The organism is Pseudomonas sp. (assembly GCF_049653025.1).
Taxonomy (GTDB): Bacteria; Pseudomonadota; Gammaproteobacteria; order Pseudomonadales; family Pseudomonadaceae; genus Aquipseudomonas.
This window is the reverse complement of the sequence record NZ_JBASFM010000005.1, coordinates 166,705-188,291: the sequence shown is the minus strand read 5'-3', so window position 1 is coordinate 188,291 and position 21,587 is coordinate 166,705. Positions and strand designations below refer to the sequence as shown.

General features: G+C 62.9%; 17 protein-coding genes. 10 read left to right on the top strand and 7 right to left on the bottom strand.

The features are described from left to right. Nucleotides 1-13 precede the first annotated feature (13 nt). Nucleotides 14-2,338 carry a Tex family protein gene (locus tag WBK23_RS02755; protein WP_424482458.1) on the bottom strand — a complete coding sequence of 775 codons (2,325 nt, stop codon included), beginning with the start codon at nucleotides 2,336-2,338 and terminating at the stop codon, nucleotides 14-16. Between the two features lie 227 nt (nucleotides 2,339-2,565). Between WBK23_RS02755 and ompR the strand changes: the two genes are divergently transcribed. The 3 genes from ompR to WBK23_RS02740 all read left to right on the top strand — a co-directional run bounded on the left by ompR (nucleotide 2,566) and on the right by WBK23_RS02740 (nucleotide 9,120). Beyond that, nucleotides 2,566-3,300 carry a two-component system response regulator OmpR gene (gene ompR, locus WBK23_RS02750; protein ID WP_424482457.1) on the top strand — a complete coding sequence of 245 codons (735 nt, stop codon included), beginning with the start codon at nucleotides 2,566-2,568 and terminating at the stop codon, nucleotides 3,298-3,300. Between the two features lie 431 nt (nucleotides 3,301-3,731). Beyond that, on the top strand, nucleotides 3,732-5,045 hold the full coding sequence (locus WBK23_RS02745) for an ATP-binding protein (RefSeq protein WP_424482456.1): 1,314 nt from the start codon (nucleotides 3,732-3,734) through the stop codon (nucleotides 5,043-5,045). A 310-nt stretch (nucleotides 5,046-5,355) separates the two neighbouring features. After that, the gene (locus WBK23_RS02740; RefSeq protein ID WP_424482455.1) at nucleotides 5,356-9,120 is read left to right on the top strand and encodes an EAL domain-containing protein; all 3,765 of its coding nucleotides are present in this window, start codon (nucleotides 5,356-5,358) and stop codon (nucleotides 9,118-9,120) included. A 141-nt stretch (nucleotides 9,121-9,261) separates the two neighbouring features. Here WBK23_RS02740 and rimK read toward each other — a convergent pair whose 3' ends face one another. Both rimK and WBK23_RS02730 read right to left on the bottom strand, forming a co-directional pair. Beyond that, nucleotides 9,262-10,167, bottom strand: coding sequence for a 30S ribosomal protein S6--L-glutamate ligase (gene rimK / locus WBK23_RS02735; protein ID WP_424482454.1), 906 nt, complete (start codon nucleotides 10,165-10,167; stop codon nucleotides 9,262-9,264). Continuing rightward, on the bottom strand, nucleotides 10,164-10,631 hold the full coding sequence (locus WBK23_RS02730; protein ID WP_424482453.1) for an ATP-dependent zinc protease: 468 nt from the start codon (nucleotides 10,629-10,631) through the stop codon (nucleotides 10,164-10,166). Before WBK23_RS02730 ends, rimK begins: the two co-directional genes overlap by 4 nt. A gap of 148 nt (nucleotides 10,632-10,779) precedes the next feature. On the opposite strand from WBK23_RS02730, the gene WBK23_RS02725 reads away from it, so the two are divergent. The 5 genes from WBK23_RS02725 (at nucleotide 10,780) to WBK23_RS02705 (ending at nucleotide 15,368) form a co-directional block, all read left to right on the top strand. Further along, entirely contained in the window at nucleotides 10,780-11,088 is a 309-nt protein-coding gene (locus WBK23_RS02725; RefSeq protein ID WP_424482452.1) for a metalloregulator ArsR/SmtB family transcription factor, read from the top strand. Nucleotides 11,089-11,121: 33 nt separating this feature from the next. Continuing rightward, nucleotides 11,122-12,090 carry an acyl-CoA desaturase gene (locus WBK23_RS02720; RefSeq protein ID WP_424482451.1) on the top strand — a complete coding sequence of 323 codons (969 nt, stop codon included), beginning with the start codon at nucleotides 11,122-11,124 and terminating at the stop codon, nucleotides 12,088-12,090. 5 nt (nucleotides 12,091-12,095) lie between these two features. Continuing rightward, the gene (locus WBK23_RS02715) at nucleotides 12,096-12,518 is read left to right on the top strand and encodes an RNA-binding S4 domain-containing protein (RefSeq protein WP_424482499.1); all 423 of its coding nucleotides are present in this window, start codon (nucleotides 12,096-12,098) and stop codon (nucleotides 12,516-12,518) included. Nucleotides 12,519-12,779: 261 nt separating this feature from the next. Next, complete coding sequence (gene hslO / locus WBK23_RS02710; protein ID WP_424482450.1) at nucleotides 12,780-13,667, top strand: Hsp33 family molecular chaperone HslO; 888 nt, start codon at nucleotides 12,780-12,782, stop codon at nucleotides 13,665-13,667. Nucleotides 13,668-13,826: 159 nt separating this feature from the next. Further along, on the top strand, nucleotides 13,827-15,368 hold the full coding sequence (locus WBK23_RS02705; RefSeq protein WP_424482449.1) for a phosphoenolpyruvate carboxykinase: 1,542 nt from the start codon (nucleotides 13,827-13,829) through the stop codon (nucleotides 15,366-15,368). A gap of 64 nt (nucleotides 15,369-15,432) precedes the next feature. Here the strand turns inward: WBK23_RS02705 and WBK23_RS02700 are convergent, their stop codons facing one another. Next, on the bottom strand, nucleotides 15,433-15,858 hold the full coding sequence (locus WBK23_RS02700) for a hypothetical protein (RefSeq protein WP_424482448.1): 426 nt from the start codon (nucleotides 15,856-15,858) through the stop codon (nucleotides 15,433-15,435). 167 nt (nucleotides 15,859-16,025) lie between these two features. Here WBK23_RS02700 and WBK23_RS02695 point away from each other — a divergent pair, with 167 nt between their 5' ends. Then, nucleotides 16,026-17,954, top strand: coding sequence for a RecQ family ATP-dependent DNA helicase (locus WBK23_RS02695; protein WP_424482447.1), 1,929 nt, complete (start codon nucleotides 16,026-16,028; stop codon nucleotides 17,952-17,954). Between the two features lie 31 nt (nucleotides 17,955-17,985). Here WBK23_RS02695 and WBK23_RS02690 read toward each other — a convergent pair whose 3' ends face one another. From WBK23_RS02690 to WBK23_RS02680, 3 genes are all read right to left on the bottom strand, one after another. Continuing rightward, nucleotides 17,986-18,912, bottom strand: coding sequence for an exopolyphosphatase (locus WBK23_RS02690; RefSeq protein ID WP_424482446.1), 927 nt, complete (start codon nucleotides 18,910-18,912; stop codon nucleotides 17,986-17,988). A 184-nt stretch (nucleotides 18,913-19,096) separates the two neighbouring features. Further along, nucleotides 19,097-19,750, bottom strand: coding sequence for a DUF3313 domain-containing protein (locus WBK23_RS02685; protein ID WP_424482445.1), 654 nt, complete (start codon nucleotides 19,748-19,750; stop codon nucleotides 19,097-19,099). 130 nt (nucleotides 19,751-19,880) lie between these two features. Then, nucleotides 19,881-20,819, bottom strand: a complete 939-nt coding sequence (locus WBK23_RS02680; protein ID WP_424482444.1) for a class I SAM-dependent methyltransferase — start codon at nucleotides 20,817-20,819, stop codon at nucleotides 19,881-19,883. 151 nt (nucleotides 20,820-20,970) lie between these two features. On the opposite strand from WBK23_RS02680, the gene WBK23_RS02675 reads away from it, so the two are divergent. Further along, nucleotides 20,971-21,573 (top strand): nitroreductase family protein, encoded by a 603-nt coding sequence (locus WBK23_RS02675; protein WP_424482443.1) that lies wholly within the window; start codon nucleotides 20,971-20,973, stop codon nucleotides 21,571-21,573. Nucleotides 21,574-21,587: the final 14 nt, after the last annotated feature.

Sequence of the window (21,587 nt, the reverse complement as noted above, 5' to 3'; positions counted from 1 at the left end):
AGGTCTAAACGCCCTATTTCTTCAGTTGCTTGGCATTGGCAAACAGCGCCGCCATGCCGCCGCTGGCCGGGGCCGGCTTGTCCTGGCTGGAATGGCGTTCGCTGCGCGGCGCATTGCCGGCCGGCTTGCCGCCCCGAGCGCCGCCGCGCGGGCCTTCGATCTTCTCGCCGGGGGTGTCGCCCATGCGCATCGACAGGGCGATGCGGTTACGCGGGATGTCGACTTCCATGACCTTGACCTTGACCACGTCGCCGGCCTTGACCGCCTCGTGCGGGTCTTTGATGAACTTCTCCGACAGCGCCGAGATATGCACCAGACCGTCCTGGTGCACGCCGATATCGACGAAGGCGCCGAAGTTGGTCACGTTGGTCACCACGCCTTCCAGCATCATGCCCAGCTTGAGGTCGTTGAGGGTTTCCACACCTTCCTGGAACTCGGCGGTCTTGAACTCCGGGCGCGGGTCGCGGCCGGGTTTTTCCAGCTCGCTGAGGATATCGCCGATGGTCACCAGGCCGAACTTGTCGTCGGTGAACTGCTTTGGATCGAGGCGCTTGAGGAAGCTCGAGTCGCCGATCAGCGAGCGGATATCGCGGCCGGTGTCGGCGGCGATGCGCTGCACCAGCGGGTAGGTTTCCGGGTGCACGGCGGAGGCGTCCAGCGGGTTGCTGCCGTTCATCACGCGCAGGAAGCCGGCGGCCTGTTCGAAGGTCTTGTCACCCAGGCGCGGCACCTTGAGCAGGTCGGCGCGGCTGTTGAACGCGCCGTTGGCATCGCGGAAGGCGACGATATTCTGCGCCAGGGTGGTGTTCAGCCCGGAGATGCGCGCCAGCAGGGCGGCGGAGGCGGTGTTCACATCGACGCCGACGGCGTTTACGCAGTCCTCGACCACCGCATCCAGCGAACGCGCCAGCTTGAGCTGGGACACGTCGTGCTGGTACTGGCCAACACCGATGGATTTCGGGTCGATCTTCACCAGCTCGGCCAGCGGGTCCTGCAGACGGCGGGCGATGGATACAGCGCCACGCAGCGACACGTCCATGTCCGGGAATTCCTTGGCGGCCAGCTCGGAAGCCGAGTACACCGAGGCACCGGCTTCACTGACCATGACCTTGGTCAGCTTCAGGCCCGGCAGCTTCTTGATCAGGTCAGCGGCCAGCTTGTCGGTCTCGCGGCTGGCGGTGCCGTTGCCGATGGAAATCAGGTCGACCGAGTGCTTGGCGCACAGCTTGGCGAGGATCGCCAGGGTGCCGTCCCAGTCGTTGCGCGGGGCGTGCGGGTACACCGTGGCGGTTTCCAGCACCTTGCCAGTGGCATCCACCACTGCGACTTTGCAGCCGGTGCGCAGGCCCGGGTCCAGCGCCAGAGTGGCGCGCGGGCCGGCCGGGGCGGCCAGCAGCAGGTCATGCAGGTTACGGGCGAACACGTTGATCGCCTCGTCCTCGGCGGCTTCACGCAGCTCGCCGAACAGGTCGGTTTCCAGGTGGGTGTAGAGCTTGACCTTCCAGGTCCAGCGCACCACTTCGCCCAGCCATTTGTCGGCGGCGCGGCCACGGGCGCTAATGCCGAAGCGCTCGCCGATCATGCCTTCGCACGGGTGCATGCTGCCCGGCAGCTCGTCGCCGACCTTCAGGCTGGCGCTGAGCACGCCTTCGTTACGCCCGCGGAAGATTGCCAGGGCGCGGTGCGAGGGCGCGCCCTTGAGCTTCTCGTCGTGCTCGAAGTAATCGCGGAATTTCGCCCCTTCGTTCTCTTTGCCGGCGACTACGCGGGCGCTGAGGATGGCGTTGTCTTTGAGGTAGCTGCGCAGGCTGGCCAGCAGATTGGCGTCTTCGGCGAAGCGCTCCATGAGGATGTACTTGGCGCCTTCGAGCACAGCCTTGACGTCGGCAAAGCCTTTTTCAGCGTCGATAAAGCGTTCGGCTTCGTTCTCGGGATTCAGGGTCGGGTCGTTGAACAGGGCGTCGGCCAGCTCGCCGAGGCCAGCTTCCAGGGCGATCTGGCCCTTGGTGCGGCGCTTCTGCTTGAACGGCAGGTACAAATCTTCGAGACGGGTCTTGGTTTCGGCTAGGTTGATTTCGCGGGTCAGCTCGGCGGTCAGCTTGCCCTGTTCCTCGATGCTGGCGAGGATGCTGGCGCGGCGCTCGTCGAGTTCGCGCAGGTAGCGCAGGCGCTCTTCCAGGTTGCGCAGCTGGGTGTCATCCAGGCTGCCGGTGACCTCTTTGCGGTAGCGCGCGATAAACGGCACGGTGGAGCCTTCATCGAGCAGCGCCACGGCGGCGGCGACCTGTTGCGGGCGTACGCCCAGTTCTTCGGCGATGCGGTTGTTGATGCTGAGCATATAAAAAGCTACCCACACTGAAACGAAAAACCAGCCACGCAGACCACGGGCCAGACACGAAAGCCGCGCATTATAAACACTGCCCGGCAGCGCACCGGGAACCACTCGGGGAAAAATCTGCTAACAATGGGCTGCACGTCGGATTCGGCAGCTGAGCCATAATGCCGGCAATTGCACACTGCCCGCGCTCGGTCGAGCCCGGTGGATGCCTGGCCAAGGAGCCCTGAATGAGCAGCACTGCACTTCCCGCTGAAGGCGAAAAAATCCTTATCGTCGATGACGATGCCCGTCTACGCCGCCTACTCGAACGCTTCTTCGACGAGCAGGGCTACCGCGTACGCGCGGTGGAAAACGTCGAGCAGATGGACCGTTTGCTGTCGCGTGAGCTGTTCAATCTGGTAGTGCTCGACCTCATGCTGCCGGGCGAGGACGGCCTGTCCGCCTGCCGCCGTCTGCGTGAGGCGAACAATCAGGTGCCGATCATCATGCTCACCGCCAAGGGCGACGAGGCCAGCCGCATCCAGGGCCTGGAGCTGGGCGCCGACGATTACCTGGCCAAACCGTTCAACCCGCGCGAGCTGCTGGCGCGGATCAAGGCCGTGCTGCGCCGCCAGGCCCCGGTAGTCCCGGGTGCGCCGGGTGCAGAGGATGAAAGCGTGAGCTTTGGCGAGTACGAGTTGTCCCTGGCCACCCGCGAGCTGAAGAAGGGTGACGAGGTGCACATGCTCACCACCGGCGAGTTCGCCGTGCTCAAGGCCCTGGTGCAGCACGCTCGCGAGCCGCTGACCCGCGACAAGCTGATGAACCTGGCCCGTGGCCGTGAGTGGGACGCCCTGGAGCGCTCCATCGACGTGCAGATCTCGCGGCTGCGCCGGCTGATCGAGCCGGACCCGTCCAAGCCGCGCTATATCCAGACGGTCTGGGGCGTGGGCTATGTGTTTGTGCCGGACGGTAATAAGTGACATGGCGTGTGTTTCTCACGGCCTGCTTGCAGACTGTGTTGTTAAGCGCTGCGGCTGTTCTGTTGTTCGTGTATTTGCATGACGCGGCTGTATCAATAGCGGTGTCGCGTGGGCGAACCCTACGTGGCGGGGTCAACTGGGGCATTACAGTGCAGATTGCACTGTATGTTTTTGTTTTCCTGTCATTGCTGCAAAACGCTGCCGCATTGCGTTGGCCTGCCAGGCGGATAAGGCTGGCGGTGCTGGCTTGGCTGGTCTTCGCGGTACTTCTAACCCTGCTGGGTAATCCCTTTGCTTCCTGGGCCCACCCTTATCGTTGGGCGCTTCTGATGTTCTGTTCCGCGGCAGGTTGTGCGCTGTCTCTGGTTGGCCAGAGTGTATGGCCGCTTTTGCAGCGGCGCTGTTTCCCTGATCCGCTTACGGTCTGATCTATGAAAACCCCGCTGTGGTTCCCGCAAAGTTTCTTCGCCCGCACCCTGTGGCTGGTGCTGATCGTGGTGCTGTTCTCCAAGGCGCTGACTCTGGTTTATCTGATGATGAACGAGGACGTGCTGGTCGACCGCCAGTACAGCCACGGCGCGGCACTGACCCTGCGCGCCTATTGGGCGGCGGATCCGGAAGACCGGGAAACCATCGCCGCGGCGGCGGGGCTCAAGCGGGTGGCGCATGACCTCGTGCCCGTGACCGAGCAGCATTGGCCCTACAGCGAGATTTTCGCCCGGCAGATGCAGACCGAACTGGGCCCGGACACCGAGGTGCGGGTGCGCGCCAAGAGCCCGCCGGCGCTCTGGGTGCATGCGCCGAGCCTGGGCAGCGACTGGCTGCGCGTGCCGTTGTACCCGCATCCGCTGCGTGGGCAGAAGATCTGGAACGTGCTCGGCTGGTTCCTCGCCATCGGTTTGCTCTCCACCGCCGCGGCGTGGATTTTCGTCCGCCAGCTCAATGCGCCGTTGAAGCGCCTGGTGTTCGCCGCGCGGCAACTCGGCAAGGGTCGCAGCGTGCGCCTGCCGGTCGGCGATACGCCGAGCGAGATGACTGAGGTGTACCGCGCCTTCAACCAGATGGCCGAAGACGTCGAACAGGCGGCGCGCGAGCGTGAACTGATGCTCGCCGGGGTTTCCCACGACCTGCGCACGCCACTGACTCGCCTGCGCCTGTCCATGGAATTTCTGCATACCGACTCGGAGCTGACCGAGGACATGGTCCGCGATATCGAGGATATGGATGCGATCCTCGACCAGTTCCTCGCCTTTATCCGCGATGGCCGTGACGAGCCGCTGGAAGAGCTCGACCTGCTCGAACTGATCCGCGAGGTGGTGGCTCCCTACAACCAGAAGCAGGAAGTGGTGCGCCTGTGCTTGCAGGCGGTGCCGGTGTTCCCGCTGCGCCGGGTGTCGTTCAAGCGCCTGCTGGTCAACCTGATCGAGAACGCCCTGCGCTACGGCGGCAATGCGGTGGAGGTGGCGGTGTCGCTGTCCGGCGACTGCAGCGCGCCGTATGTGGTGCTCAGCGTGCTGGACCGTGGCGCGGGCATCGACCCGGCCGAGCTGGGCAGCATCTTCAACCCCTTTATCCGCGGTGACCGTGCCCGTGGCGGCCAGGGTGCCGGGTTGGGGCTGGCGATCGTCAAGCGCATCGCCGCCCTGCACGGCGGCAGTGTGGAACTGCGCAACCGCTCGGGCGGTGGCCTGGAGGCGCGGGTTTGCCTGCCATTGGGGCTGCTGCTGCCGCGCGACGCGGTGTAAGAACCTGTTTACGATCTGCTGCGCGTCGGCGATACGGCGTTAGAAATGGCCTCGAGCTGCTCATTTACAGCCAGTAAACTCGACTCGGGCATCCAGCTTCGTTCTACCTCCTGCATCCATGCAGTCGTCCGCGCCCTCGGCCTTTTCTGCCTTGTCTCGCGCTAGCTCGCGAGATCGTAAACACGTTCAAAGGCAGAAACTGCTGCTGCAGGCTCTAGCGCGAGATTTTGCACGGCTTCTTCAATAGCCTGGGCATACTGGCGCGACTACGCTGAACTATGCTGGTTCAGCGTAATGACATGAGGTCAGCATGCCTGCAGTTCCTGATCGCCTTCCTCATTGGACGTGGTGGCTGCCGCTACCGCTGCTCCAGTTGGCCACCTGGCTTTCCCTGGCGACCCAATTCACTGAAGGGGCGGCGCTGTGGTACCTGCCATTTGCCCTGGGCCTGGTGCTGACCCTCTGGTGGGGGCCGCGCGTGCTGCTTGCGGTGTACCTGAATGCAGCGCTGAGCTCCCCGTTGTGGGGGCTAGACTGGCAGTGGGCAGCGCTCTACGGCCTGCCGGAAACCCTTGGTGTTGGTCTGGCCTGGCTGCTGTTGCGGCTGCGGCCGTTTGATCCGGCCTTGCCCGATCTCAGTCATGTGCTGCGGTTTATGTTGCTCGGCGTACTGGTGCCCGCGTTGCCAGTGGCCCTGGGCGTGCAGGGTAATCTCTGGCTGACCGGGCATTTGTCGGTGTCGGACATGCTGCCGGGCAGCGTCACCTTGTGGTTGGCCGATAGCCTGAGTGCCCTGGCCATCGCCACGCCGCTGTTGGCCTACCTGAGTCCCTGGGCGCGCCGCCGCGGCTGGCTGCTGGCGCGCGATGGCAGCGAGCGGGTGCCTGCGGTGTTGCGCCAGTTGCCGCCCTGGCCGCTGCTGCTTCTGCTGCTAGTGAGTCTGCCCTGGTTGCTGGGGCTGCTGCCGCTGACCCTGAACCTGCCGCTGATCGGCGTGATGATGCTCAGCCTGGCGCTGGTCTGGGGATTTGCCGGGGGCATCTGTGGTGCGTTGCTGAGTGTGTTGATGGTGCTGATTCTGCCGCTGCTGCGCGGCCTCGGCGAGGCCGCTGCCTGGCTCGACCCGCAGCGTCTGGAGCTGCACTTCAGCGTGCTGCTGTTTATGCTTGCGACCCTGCTGGTGGGGCGCAGTCTGAGTGACCTGCGCGAGTCGCTGGCGCGCAGCGCACGCATGCAGCAGCAGTTGGCCCTGGCCAACCTGGCGCTGGAGGCCAGCCCGCTGGGCGTGATCATCGCCGATGCACGTGAGCCGGGCCTGCCGCTGATCTACTGCAACCCGGCGTTCGAGCACATCACCGGCTACAGCCGTGAGGAAACCCTGGGCAATAACTGGAATTTTCTGCTCCGTGACGACCATCAGCAGCAGGCTGTCAGCCGTTTGCAGCAAGCCGTGCGCGATGGCGTGGGCTGCGATGTGGTATTGCGCAACTACCGGCGCAACGGCCAGCAGTTCTGGAATGAATTCACCCTCGCGCCGATGCGTGATGACCAGGGCGTCAGCCATTTTGTCGCCTTGCAGAGCGATGTCACCGCGCGCGAGCAACTGGCCACCCAGGTGCGCTCGCAGAGCGATGAGCTGCTCAAGCAGAGCTACCTGTTCAGCCAGACCGAGCATGTCGCCAACCTGGGTGGCTGGGTGCTGAACATGCCGGATCAGAGCATGGACTGGAGCCCCGGCTGCTTTCGCATCTACGAACTCGACCCGAAGAACGGCACGCCTTGCCTGAGCGAGGCGCTGAGTTATCTGGACGCCAGTGGCCGCGCGCTGTCCGAGCAGATTCTCCAGCAACTGATCGACGGCCAGGAGCAGTTCGACATCGAGGTGCGCCTGCTCACGGCCAAGGGCAAGAGCCGCTGGCTGCGCATCCGCGGTATCGCCGAGCACGATGGCGCGGAGCTGGTACGGGTCTACGGCGCGCTGCAGGACGTCAGTGCGCGCAAGTACGCCGAGCAGCAGCTGCGTGAGCGTGACGAGCGCTTGCGCCTGTTCTTCGAGGCTCCGCTGATCGGCATGGCCCTGACCAGCCCGAACTTTGCCTGGGAGGAGGTTAACCACAAGCTGTGCAGCATCCTCGGCCGCAGCCGCGAGGAGTTGCTGGCCTGCAGCTGGACGGGGCTGTCGCTGGAGGAGGAGCTGGTCGCCGAGCAGCCGTTGCTGGACCAGGTGCTGGGCGGCACGCGGGAAGGCTTCGAGTTGGAGAAGCGCTTTCTGCGCCCCGATCATTCAGTGGTGCACACCCGTGTCAGTTTGCGCGCGGTGCGCCATAGCACCGGGCGGGTGCGCATGCTGTTGCTGCTGGTCGAGGACATCAGCGACCGCATGCAGGCCGAGGCGCGCTACCGCACCCTGGTCGAGAACGCCCCCGAGGCGATCATGTTGTTCCGTCTGGATGGGGCGATGGTCGACTGCAATGACAACGCCCTGCGCCTGCTGCGCTACAGCCGCGAGGAAATGCTCAGCAAGTGCGTCTACGAGCTGAGCCCGGCGAAGCAGCCTGACGGTCAGACCTCGATCGAGGCCGGTCAGGTCTACCTGCAGCAGGCGGTGGCCGGCGAGACCCCGGTATTCGACTGGCTGCACCGCGACAGCGCGGGGCGGCAGATTCCCTGCGAGGTGCGCCTGGTGCGCATGCCGGGCGAGCCGGTGCTGGTGCGCGGCAGCGTCACCGATATTTCCGAACGCCAGCGCTACCAGCGCGAGATCGAACGCCTGGCCTTCAGTGACGAACTCACCGGCCTGCCGAACCGCCGCTTGCTGCTCGACCGCCTGCAGCATGCGATGGACCGCGAGCAGCGCGAGCACACCCTGGGTGCCCTGCTGTTTATCGACCTGGATCATTTCAAGAACGTCAACGACAGTCTTGGCCATCTGGTCGGCGATGGCCTCCTGCGTGAGGTGACGGCGCGGCTGGCCGGTGGCTTGCGTGCCGAAGATACGCTGGCGCGGATGGGCGGCGACGAGTTTGTGGTGTTGCTCGAAGGGCTCGACAACAACCCGCAGCTGGCTGCGGAAGCGGCTGCGATCACCGCGGAAAAACTGCTGAAGAGCCTGGTCGGCACCTGCTGGATCGACGGTCACGAGCTGTCGATCAGCGCCAGTATCGGCATCGCCCTGCATCCGTTCGGCAGCCAGGTCGCCTCCGACGTGCTCAAGCAGGCGGACACCGCCATGTACCGGGCCAAGCAGGGCGGGCGCAATGCCTTGCACTTCTTTGCCCCGGAAATGCAGGCCGCCATCGATCAGCGTTTGCACTTGCAGAACGAACTGCGTCAGGCGGTGCAGCGCAACCAGCTGTACCTGGTGTTCCAGCCGCAGTTGGCGCTGAGTACCGAACTGGTGACCGGAGCCGAGGTGCTGCTGCGCTGGGTGCATCCGGAGCGGGGCGAGGTGATGCCCGGCGACTTTATTGCGCTGGCCGAGGAAACCGGGCTGATCGAGGAACTCGGGGGCTGGGTGCTGGAGCAGGCGTGCGCGGCCCTGGCGCGCTGGCTGCCGAGCTGGCCGCAGATGGTTTTGGCGGTCAACCTGAGCCCGCGTGAGCTGCGCCAGGCCGGCTGCGTGGCGCGGATTCGCGATTGCCTGCAGCACCACCAGATCCCGGCTACGGCACTGGAGCTGGAAATTACCGAGGGTGTGCTGCTGGAGGATGTCGAGCAGTGCATCGCCAATATGCAGGCGCTCAAGGCGCTGGGGGTGCGTTTCGCCATCGACGACTTCGGTACCGGCTATTCCTCGCTGACCTACCTCAAGCGCCTGCCGCTGGACCGCCTGAAGATCGACCGCAGCTTTACCTGGGACATGGACGGCGAAGACGGCAGCGGCCTGATGCTGGTACAGACCATCCTGGTGATCGCCCGCAACCTGGGCCTGGAGTGCGTCGCCGAAGGCATCGAAAGCCAGTGGCAACTCGATTGCCTGCGCCAGCATGGCTGCTCCCTGGGGCAGGGCTACCATTTCAGTCGGCCGCTACGTGAGGCCGACTTCCTCAGCTGGCTGCAGACGCGCCATCGCTAGCGATTAACGGTGTATTGGTGGTGGGTTGCTTGAGCCTGTGTCTCGGCATCCCTGCCGCGTCCTGTAGTCATCTGTCCCCCCGGCCCGACCATCCCTGGCCGGGCGTTCGCCGGGGCGAAGCATGCTTCGCCTAAATCCGGGTTACCCCTTGCCTTTGGTGCGGGTCAGGTGCGGCCCGCCGTTCTTCTCCAGGTACTGGATCACCAGACTGGCGACGTCCTTGCCGGTGGTGGTTTCGATACCTTCCAGGCCCGGCGAGGAGTTCACCTCCATCACCAGTGGGCCGTGGTTGGAGCGCAGGATATCCACTCCGGCGACCGACAGGCCCATGACTTTGGCGGCGCGGATGGCGGTCATGCGCTCTTCCGGGGTGATCTTGATCAGGCTGGCGCTGCCGCCGCGATGCAGGTTGGAGCGGAACTCGCCGGGCTTGGCCTGACGCTTCATTGCGGCGATCACCTTGTCGCCGACCACGAAGCAGCGGATATCCGCGCCGCCGGCTTCCTTGATGTATTCCTGCACCATGATGTCCTGTTTGAGGCCCATAAAGGCCTCGATCACCGACTCGGCCGCGGTGGCGGTTTCACACAGCACCACGCCGATGCCCTGGGTGCCTTCCAGCACCTTGATCACCAGCGGCGCGCCGTTGACCATGTCGATCAGGTCGGCGATGTCATCCGGGGAGTGGGCGAAACCGGTCACCGGCAGGCCGATGCCACGGCGTGACAGCAGTTGCAGCGAACGCAACTTGTCCCGCGAACGGGCGATGGCCACCGACTCGTTAAGCGGGAACACCCCCATCATCTCGAACTGGCGCAGCACCGCGCAGCCGTAAAACGTTACCGACGCGCCAATCCGCGGGATTACCGCATCAAAGCCTTCCAGCGGCTTGCCACGGTAATGGATCTGCGGCTTGTGGCTGGCGATGTTCATATAAGCGCGCAGGGTGTCGATCACCACCATCTCGTGGCCCCGCAACTGCCCGGCTTCAACCAGGCGGCGGGTGGAATACAGGCGCGGGTTGCGCGACAGCACGGCGATCTTCATTGGTCACCAGAAGGTTCAGCAAGAGTGGGTTTGTTTTGTACGTAGGTCAGCGCCGGATTGACCAGCAGCTGTCCGTCAATCAGTGCCTTGGAGCCGAGCAGCACGCGGTAGCGCATGGTCTTGCGGCAGGTCAGGGTGAATTCCACCGGCCATTCGCGCTCGCCCAGGGTCAGGTGGGTGCGGATCACATAGCGTGACTGCGTGTGGCCGTTGGAGCTCTTGATGGTTTTCACCGACACCAGCTGCGCCTCGCAGCGGTGGCGGCGCTGCACCAGGGTGCCGAGGTGGGCGGTAAAGCGCACCCATGGCTCGCCGTCGCGCTCGAACGACTGGATGTCACTGGCATGCAGGCTGGACGTGCTGGCCCCGGTATCGATCTTGGCGCGCAGGCCGACCATGCCCAGTTCCGGCAGGTTGATCCATTCGCGCAGGCCGATCACGCCGAGTTGGTCAAAAGTCTTCAAGATGAGCGCTTCTCTAGATACTGCGGGCATTCTAGACAGGTCGGATGACAACCGCATCACTACCCTGTCATCAGGACAAAAGGATTTGCCAGGCTGCATTTAGTGGAATATAAGCATTTAACTCATTGGTTAAATTAATGGTTCGACAATGACTGAAGACCGTGTTTTTGAGGCGCTGGCATCCACGCCGCGCCGGCAGATACTGGCTTTTCTCTCGACTCAGGAGTTGGCTGCTGGGGAGATCGCGAGTCGTTTTGAGATGAGTGCTCCCGCGATTTCTCGGCATCTATCGATACTCGCTGCCGCCGGCCTGGTAGTCAGCGAGCGCAGGGGGCAGTTTCTGCTGTATCGACTCAATCCGGACAGCCTGCTTAACACTCTGCTCGGCTTTGCCTTCGAGGTCTGCCCCACGGGCAGTCAGTTGAAGCGTGAAGGTGAGGAGTTGAGTAAGAAATAATCGACAGCGGCCGCTTCAGGCCAGGAGGTGCATATGGATGTGATGCCAGAAAGTCTCAAGGACCATCGCGTGCAGCAAGGGGGTGATGTCGTGCACGGCGAGGTGCGTTGGGAGCCGATCCGTTCGCTATGGTTTACCGGCATGACCTTAGCGGCGGTTGTGGGGGGAACTCTGACCTTCACCTGGGCAGCTGTTGTCTTGTTCGCAGGCTCGACTGCTCTTGTGTTGTTGCTAGGGCATTCGCTGGGAATGCATCGCAAGCTGATTCACGACAGTTTTCAGTGTCCCAAGTGGTTGGAATATTTTCTTGTTTATTGCGGCGTACTGGTCGGACTGTCCGGGCCCCTGGGGCTTTTACGCACTCACGATCTGCGAGATTTTGCCCAGAGGCAGAAAGATTGCCACGACTTCTTTGGGCACCGTCGTTCGCCGCTACTGGATGCTTGGTGGCAATTGCACTGTGAGTTGCGCTTGGGCGGCCCGCCGACTATTCAAGTCGAATCGCGTGTTGCCGACGATGCCTTTTACTCTTTTCTACAGCGCACTTGGATGGCTCAGCAACTGCCTTGGGCGCTACTGTTTTTTGCCATCGGCGGTTGGGCCTGGGTGTTTTGGGGTGTATGCGCGCGAGTTACAGCGGGGGTTTTTGGCCATTGGCTGATAGGTCATTTCGCCCACCGTCATGGCGAGCAACGCCATGTGGTTGATGGAGCCAGCGTGCAGGGCTTCAACGTGCCGTTTTCTGCACTACTGACCATGGGGGAGTGCTGGCACAACAACCATCATGCCTTTCCCGGCTCTGCTCGACTTGGTCTATACGCTGGCGAATGGGATCCGGGTTGGTGGGTGCTTCTTGGTCTGGAGCGTTTAGGGCTGGTTTGGGGGTTGAAGACCCCAGCGGATCTGTCTCATCGAGCAGAGTTACGGAGGGTTGTGGAGCCTGTGGAGAGCTCTTGTGATTGCCGGGTGCGTATGTGGCTGAAACGACGGGTATGGGGCTAATGGGATTGCACGATAAAGACGATGACAAGGTACGCCTGGATAAATGGCTGTGGGCCGCACGCTTCTACAAGACCCGCGCTCTGGCTAAGGCGGCCATCGAAGGCGGCAAGGTGCATCACCGCGGTGAGCGCTGCAAGCCGGGCAAGGAGCCGAAAGTCGGCGATGTGTATGTGATTCGCACCGGCTTCGAGGAGCGCAGCGTGGTGGTGCAGGCGCTTTCGGTGGTGCGTCGCGGTGCGCCAGAAGCGCAGGCGCTGTATGCGGAAACTGCCGACAGCATCGTCCGCCGCGAGGCCGCCGCCGCACAGCGCAAGGCCGGGGCGCTGGGCATGCAGACCGATGGCCGACCGAGCAAGAAACAGCGCCGGCAGATCCAGCAGTTCTATGACGGCCAGGGTGTTACTCATCCCTGGGCGGACGAGGAGTAGCAGGCCGTTGGAAAACTACCTGCGTTGCCGATACGGCGTTAAAAACAGGTTCGAATGCTCATTAACAGCTCGTAAACTCCGCCTCCTCACCTGTTTTTGCCTTGTCTCGGCGGCCTCGCCAACATTTTCCAACGGCCTGCTAGGCAGGCGGCCTGCTCCCGTCGATAGCTTCTACCCGCGGCGCTGATAGATAAGAGGCGCTTGGTCAGATGGGCGTTTGCGCCTAAAATCGCGGGCCGAGTCACATTCAGTGAAGTTGGTATGCCTGATTTTTCCCAACGCTTCTTGTTCGACGACAGCGACATTCGCGGTGAGCTGGTCGGCCTGACCGACAGTTACAGCCACGTCTTGGCCAAACATCCCTACCCGCAGCCGGTTGCCCAGCTGCTCGGTGAACTGCTGGCGGCGGCCTCCTTGCTGATCGGCACGATGAAATTCGACGGCCTGCTGATTCTGCAGGCGCGCTCTTCCGGTGCCGTACCGTTGCTGATGGTCGAATGCTCCAGCGAAGGCGAGTTGCGCGGCATTGCCCGCTACCACGCCGAGCAAGTCACGGCCGACGCCGGCCTGCGCGAGCTGATGCCCGATGGCGTGCTGGCGATCACCGTTGACCCCAAGGCTGGCCAGCGTTACCAGGGCATCGTCGACCTCGAAGGCGACACCCTGGCGGACTGCCTGACCAATTACTTCGCCACCTCCGAGCAGCTGCCCACCCGTTTCTGGCTCAGCGCCGACGGCCAGCGCGCCCGTGGCCTGCTGTTGCAGCAGTTGCCCGCCGACCGCCTGAAAGAGGCCGATGAGCGTGAGGCCAGCTGGCAGCATGTGATTGCCCTGGCTGACACGCTGAAAACCGAAGAGCTGCTCGGCCTGGATAACGAAACCCTGCTGCATCGCCTGTACCACGAAGAACCGCTACGTCTGTTCGACCCACGTGACCTGCAGTTCCGCTGCAGCTGCTCGCGGGAACGTTCGGGTCGGGCGCTGATCAGTCTCGGCCAAGCCGATGCCGAGGCCCTGGTGCAGGAGCACGGCGGCAGCGTGGAAATCGATTGCCAGTTCTGCAACGAACGCTACCTGTTCGATGCCGCCGATGTGCTGCAGCTGTTTATCGACGGCAGCAGCGAAGCGCCGTCGGATACGCGTCACTGAAGAAAAACGCTGTAAATCGCGCCGAAATGATCTGATCAGAGGCTGCACCCGCAGCCGGCTTTTTCTGGCATAATCCGGCGCACTTTTTTCGCTGTAGTAGTGCTCAGTTTCTACTACAAAACGTTCGGAGACTCGGCCGCGTGGCCGACGGGGACCCACATGACGCAAGCCAACAACGCCGTGTACACCGACATCAGTGCCGCTCAACTGGTCGAAGAAGCCCTTCGTCGCGGTGAAGGCGAACTGGCCGCCAACGGCTCGCTGGTCGTCCGCACAGGCCATCGTACTGGTCGTTCGCCGGCTGACCGCTTCATCGTGCAAGAGCCGAGCACTGAGGCGAAAATCGCCTGGGGCGCGATCAACCGTCCGTTCCCGGCCGACAAGTTCGATGCCCTGTGGGATCGCGTCCAGGCGTTCTCCGACGCTCAAGACAGCTTCGTTTCTTACGTTCATGTAGGTTCTGCCGACGCGCACTACCTGCCGGTCAAGATGACCACCCAGACCGCCTGGCAGAACCTGTTCGGCCGTTGCCTGTTTATCAACCCGGAGCAGTACAACCCGGCTGGCAAAGACGAGTGGCAAGTGCTCAACGTCGCCAACTTCGAGTGCGTACCGGAGCGTGACGGCACCAACTCCGACGGTTGCGTGATCATCAACTTCGCCGCCAAGAAGGTTCTGCTGGCTGGCATGCGTTACGCCGGTGAAATGAAGAAAGCCATGTTCTCGGTGCAGAACTTCCTGTTGCCGGACGCCGACGTGCTGCCGATGCACTGCGCTGCCAACATCGGCGAAGAAGGCGACGTGACCCTGTTCTTCGGTCTGTCCGGCACCGGCAAGACCACCCTGTCGGCCGACGAAAGCCGCTACCTGATCGGCGACGACGAGCACGGTTGGGGCGTGGGCGTGGTGTTCAACATCGAAGGCGGCTGCTATGCCAAGTGCATCGACCTGTCCGAAAAGAACGAGCCGGTGATCTGGAAAGCCATCCAGTTCGGTGCCGTGCTGGAAAACGTGGTGCTCGACGACAACCGTGTACCGGATTACGCCGACGACAGCCTGACCCAGAACAGCCGTGCGGCCTACCCGCTGGAACTGGTCGATAAGCGCAGCGAGAAGAACCTCGGCGGCGAGCCGAACGCGGTGATCTTCCTCACCTGCGACCTGACTGGCGTACTGCCGCCGGTATCGATCCTCAACGAAGAGCAGGCGGCCTACCACTTCCTCTCCGGTTACACCGCGCTGGTCGGTTCCACCGAAATGGGCAGCGGCGGCGGCATCAAGTCGACCTTCTCCACCTGCTTCGGTGCGCCGTTCTTCCCGCGCCCGGCTGGCGAATACGCTGAGCTGCTGATCAAGCGCATCCGTGGCTTCGGCTCCAAGGTGTACCTGGTCAACACTGGCTGGACCGGTGGTGGTTATGGCGTTGGCAAGCGCTTCAACATCCCGACCACCCGTGGCGTGATTGCGGCGATCCAGAGCGGTGCGCTGATCGGTACCGAGACCGAATTGCTGCCGATCATCAACCTGAGCGTGCCGAAATCGGTGCCGGGCGTTGAAACCCAGCTGCTCAACCCGCGCAACACCTGGGCTGATCAGAACGCCTACGACGATGCCGCCAAAGGCCTGGCCGGTCTGTTCATCGATAACTTCAAGAAGTTCGATGTGTCTGACGCGATCAAAAACGCTGGCCCACAGTTGTAAGCGCTAGCGCCCAATAGAAAAAGCCGCCCTCGGGCGGCTTTTTTGTGCGCTGCTGTTGAGCAGATCAGGCACGGGTGCTGATGTAAGGCTCCGGCTTCACCGGTGGTGCTTCGGGCCGCTCAGGGCGGTTGGTGTCGCTCGCAATTTTCTGTGCCACATCGTTGCGGCGTACATCGTCACGCAGTTCCAGTGCTGTTTCCACCGTGCTCGGCTGGCTGTCGATCTCACCTTCGCTGGCTACTGCCAGATATGTATCGATTTGCCGCTGCTGGCTGGTGGCGCTGTATAACTGAGTGGCGGCGCTACGCCGGTTAGACTGGCTCAGTTCTCGACTTTCTTGCTGCTCGGCGACTCGATCACTGGCGCGGTCGACTGCTTTGTTCACCTGTTCAGGGCTCACCGGAGCCGTGGGTGATTCTGCAGCCTGTCCGGCTTTTTTTATGATCTGGGTCGAGGGGGGCAAGCTGCCGCTGTAACCAGATACCTGCATACTCACCTCCTCTGTTGCCTGCAGTGAGTTCAATGTACTCCAGCCCCGTCGGGCCTGTTAGTTGGATTGGCAATAGCGGCCCCGGCTCTAGTTATCTAATCGTTGTTTGATTTGCCCTGCTTGGCGCATAGCGCTGTGCAGCCTGCGTTTACTGGAGTGACCCTGTTATGCAAGACAGCCTGCAACGGATTTTCGGCTTCAGCCAGCTGCGCCCCGGCCAGGACCGCGTGGTCAGCGCCGTGCTGGCCGGCCGTTCGGCGGCGGCGATCTTCCCCACCGGCTCGGGCAAGTCGCTGTGCTACCAGTTGCCGGCGCTGCACCTGCCGCACCTGACCCTGGTGGTGTCGCCACTGCTGGCGCTAATGCAGGACCAACTGGCCTTCCTGCATGCCCGCGGTATCAGCGCCGCCAGCATCGACTCGGCGCAGAGCCGCGAGCAGGCCGCCGAGACCATGGCCAAGGCCAAATCCGGCGAACTGAAGATCCTGATGATCTCGGTCGAGCGCCTGAAGAACGAGCGTTTCCGCCACTTCATCAGCCAGGTGCCGATCTCCCTGCTGGTGGTCGATGAGGCGCACTGCATTTCCGAATGGGGCCACAACTTCCGCCCGGACTACCTCAAGCTGCCCGACTACCAGCGTCAGTTCGGCATTCCCCAGGTGCTGCTGCTCACCGCCACGGCCACCCCGCCGGTGATCGCCGATATGCAGAAGAAGTTCGCCATCGCTGCGGACGACGTGGTCACCACCGGTTTCTACCGGGCCAACCTCAACCTGCTGGTGGAACCGGTAGCCGGGCGCGACAAGCAGCGCCGGCTGAGCGAGTGGCTGGGGGCCAAGGCCGGCCAGCCGAGCATCGTCTACGTCACTCAGCAGAAGACCGCCGAGCAGGTGGCAGAGCAGCTCAGCCAGCGCGGCTTTCCTGCCAGCGCCTACCACGCCGGCATGCCACACGAGACGCGCGAAGCGATCCAGCGCCAGTTTATGGACGGGCGGATCAACTGCATCGTCGCCACCATCGCCTTCGGCATGGGTATCGACAAGGCCGACATCCGCAACGTGGTGCATTTCGACCTGCCCAAGTCGACCGAGAACTACAGCCAGGAGATCGGCCGTGCCGGGCGCGACGGCCAGCCGTCCGACTGCCTGGTGCTGGCCAACCGCGACAGCCTCAACGTGCTGGAAAATTTCGTTTACGGCGACACGCCGGAGCTGGCTGGTATCCGCTGCGTGCTGGATGAATTGCTCAGTGCTGGCCAGGGCGGCGAATGGGAGCTGATGCTCAACCAGCTCTCCGAGCAGAGCAATATCCGCCAGTTGCCGCTGAAGACCCTGCTGGTGCAGCTGGAGCTGCGCGGCATCATCGCCCCGCGTTATGCCTACTTCGCCGAATACCGCTTCAAGTACCTGATCGAGCCGGAGGCGCTGCTGGACAAGTTCGAGGGCGAGCGTCGGCAGTTCGTCGAGGCCATAGTCGCCAGCTCCAGCCGCGCGCGCACCTGGTGCACGGTGGATTTCGACGCGCTGTACAGCCAGCACCAGGCCGAGCGCGGACGGGTGGTCAAGGCACTGGATTTCTTCCAGGAGCGCGGCTGGATCGAGCTGGAAAGCAAGCAGATGACCGACGTCTATGCGCTGCTCGACCCGCATTTCGACCCGCAGGCCCTGAGCCAGGAGCTGCACGCCTACTTCAGTCAGCAGGAAGCCAGCGAAATCGCCCGCATCCAGGCCATGCTCGAACTGTTCGCCAGCGACCACTGCCTGAGCCAGCGTCTGGCCGCCTACTTCGGCGATGCCAATGCACCGCTGCACTGTGGGCACTGTTCGGTCTGTCAGGGTCGGGTTGCCGTGCTGCCGCCACCACCGGCCTTGCCGGCATTGGCCGAGCAGAACCTGCACAGCCGTTGCGATGGCTTTATCCAGAAGTACCGCGACCATACTGGCCATGAGCCCAGCGCCGAATGCCTGACGCGCTTTCTCTGCGGCATCAGCGTACCGCTGTTTACCAAGCTCAAGGCGCGGCAGGTGGCGGGGTTTGCCAGCCTGGAGGATTACCCCTACGCCGCGGTGCGCCGCTGGGTCGAGCAGCAGGGCTAGGCTGCTGTCGACTTATGCGCAGGCGGATGCTTCAACCGTCGGCGCTGATCTCGGCAACCAGTTCGCGCAGGGCGGCTTCGGCGTCCTCGTTGGCGACCTGGCAGGTGCCGGCATTGGCATGGCCGCCGCCGTTGTAGCTCAGGCACAGTTCGCCGACATTGGTCTTGGAACTGCGGTCGAGGATCGATTTGCCGATGGCGAACACGGTGTTCTGCTGCTTGACGCCCCACATCACGTGGATCGAGATATTGCACTGCGGGTACAGGGCATAGATGACGAAGCGGTTGACCGCATAGATGGTCTCCTCATTGCGCAAATCCAGCACCACCAGATTGTTGTAGACCGTGGCGCAGCGCTGGATCTGTTCCTTGGCCGCGCGCTGGTGTTCGAGGTACAGCGCCACGCGTTCGTCGACATCAGGCAGTTCGAGGATCTCGTCGATGCCATGGCTCTGGCAGAAGTCGATCAGCTGCATCATCAGCTGGTAGTTGGCGATGCGGAAGTCGCGGAAGCGCCCCAGGCCGGTGCGCGCATCCATGATAAAGCTCAGCAGCTCCCAGCCCTGCGGGTCGAGGATGTCGTCGCGGCTGAATTGCGCGGCGTCGGCCTTGTCCACCGCGGTCATCATTTCATCCCAGTCGTGCGGGAAGGCGTCATGGCCGCCGTAATGCTTCCACACCACGCGCGCCGCCGACGGCGCATCGGCATCGATCAGGTGATTGCTGGCAGGCTGGTTGCGGATGGTTTCGCTGAGGTGGTGGTCGAAGGCCAGGTAGCAGCCGGCCACGTAGGGCAGGTTGGTGGTGATGTCGTTACTGGTGATCGCCACCTTGCCGTCCTGCATGTCCTTGGGGTGGACGAAGAGGATGTCGTCGATCAGATTGAGGTGTTTCAGCAGGGCGGCGCATACCAGGCCGTCAAAATCACTGCGGGTGACCAAGCGGTAAAGACTGGACATAGGGCATCTCCGAATCGGGCAAGCGGCGGGAAAAACCAACAGGCCCCATTCAAAGTAGCACGCGCTTCCGGCCTCAGCCTGGCAGTGTGGTACGGCACTATTTTTAGTGATGATGCGAAAATCATGAGTCCTGGCAGGTGGTCGGGCCGGGCGCAAGCAGCGCGTCGGCCCGAACCTTCAGGCGTCAGGGTTTGAAGTTGCGGGCATCCTTGGCCCACGCATCCAGCGCCGGCTTGATGTCTTTGAGGCTCAGCTGGGTGCTGTCGTTTTCCAGTTGCAGACCGTGGCCCTTGCGCACTACGCGGGTCATCGGCTTGCTGGTGCGGCCGTCGATGGCTTCCAACTCGACATAAATATTGGTGTTTAGATCGCGGGTGCCAATAGCCGTGCTGGTGGCTGCCGCGACCAGGGCAATCGGTATCACTTCGTAGACCTTCAGTCCTTCTGCCGACAGGTTTACTGCGCTGATTGCGCTGCGTAATACCAGGGTGTCCTGATCGGCTTGTTGGACGACGCGATATTGCCCAGCGAGTTCGAGTTGCATGGCCTGTTGCAGGTAACTGGCAATTTCATCCAGCGTTTTCTGGCTGACCTGTTCGCTAGGAGTCGGGGCGGGATAGAACACTGGCTTCTCTACTAGCACCGAACGGTAGTTCTGCGCTTTGAAATCTGGCGACACCCAGCGCAGCACCGGTGCGCCGCTGGCCGATTGCGCCGGTTGCAGCTGCGAATAGTCACTGAGAAAGCCGGAGTATTGTTCGGGTTGGGTGGTCTTGCTGGCGCAACCGGCCAGCAGCAGGGTGACGGACAGGCCAAGGGCTAGAGCTTTAAGTGGCATATCAGAGGTCTCTGTTGGGGGAAATTGGCATAACTGTAGACGAACCTAACACAACCGTTGGTCAACTGGTCAGCGGACACGGCGCAGCCTACAACCTTTGCATCAGAGCTCTTTGGGGGACTGAAAGGCCTCAGCCGCGGCGAAACACCAGGGCCTTGAGTGCGCTGTCCGGCTGGCTGTCGGGGAACTCCGGCGGGTTTTCCAGGCGTTCACTGAAGTGCAGGCTCGGTGCTTCGCTGGCCATGGTCTGGATCAGGTAGTCGGGGCCGATTTCCGGTTCGTTGCTGCAAGCCAGCACCACGCCGTCAACGCTGAGCAGTTCGGGCAGGCGACGGAGGACTTTCGGGTAATCCTTGCTCAGCACGAAGCTGCCGCGCTGGAAGGACGGCGGGTCGATGATGATCAGGTCGTAGGGGCCGCACTTGGCCACCTTGCCCCAGGACTTGAACAGGTCGTGGCCGAGAAACACCACCTGGCTCAGGTCGTGTTGATTCAACCGGTGATTGTCGCGGCCACGGCTGAGCGCGGCCCTGGCCATATCCAGGTTGACCACCTGGCACGCGCCGCCGGCCAGCGCCGCCACCGAGAAACCGCAGGTGTAGGCGAACAGGTTGAGCACACGTTTGCCCGCCGCTTGCGCCTGTACCCATTGGCGGCCATAGCGCATGTCGAGAAAAAGCCCGCTGTTCTGCTTCTTACCCAGGTCGAGTCGGTAGCGCAGGCCGTGCTCGCAGATATCCCAATGCTCCACCGGCTCGCCGAGCAGCCACTGGGTGGGGCTTTCCGGCAGGTAGCGCTGCTGCAGCAACAGGCTGTGTGCGCCGCTTTGCTGCCAGGCGGCGGATTGGCCGAGGTCGAGCAGCATCTGCTGCAGCGCGGCCAGTTCGGCATCGCTCACCGGCTTGAACAGCGCGACCAGCAGTACGCCTTGCAGCCAGTCCACGGTGATCTGTTCCAGCCCAGGCCAGCAGCGGCCGCGGCCGTGGAACAGGCGACGGGTTTCACTCGGCGTGCTATTCAGGTCGGTGAGCAGGTGTTGCTGCAGGGTGAGAAGGGCGTCTGGGGTCATGAGCGGCGGTCGATTTGGGAGGCGGCGATTTTAACAGGCGAGCACCTGCAATCGCCTGTGTCGATCATTGTTATCGGTAAAGGCGTTTGGCATTCGCGCTGCCGAGTGCCTAGCATTGCCCTCTTTCACGCCCTGCATATAAGGAATCCCCATGCATATCGACGAAGCCATCCGCAGTCGCCGCGCCGTCAAAGGTTATGACCCGGCATTCAGCCTCAGCCCCGCAGAGAAGGACGAGCTGCTGCAACTGACCCTGCTCGCGCCGTCGGCCTTCAACCTGCAGCACGTACGTCTGGTCGAGGTCAGTGACCCGGCGCTGCGTCAGCAACTGCGCGAAGTGGCTTGGGGCCAGGCGCAGGTGACCGATGCCTCGATGCTGGTGGTGGTGTGCGCCAAGCTCGACAGCTGGCAGGAGGATGTCGGTCGCGTCTGGGATGGCGCGCCGCAAGAAGTGCAGGCCTATATGGCCGGTGCCATCGACACCTATTACCGCGACAAACCGCAGGTGCAGCGCGACGAAACCATGCGCAGTTGCGGCCTGATGGCGCAGACCCTGATGCTCGCCGCGCGCGGCAAGGGCCTGGATTCCTGCCCGATGGACGGTTTCGACTTCGATGCCGTGGCCAAGCTGATCAAGCTGCCAGCCAACCACGTGATCGCCCTGATGGTCGCGGTTGGCAAGAAGACCATCGAGCCGAAGCCGCGCATCGGCAAGCTGCCATTCAATGAAGTGGTGCTGCGCAACAGCTTCTGATTGCTGGGCAGGTT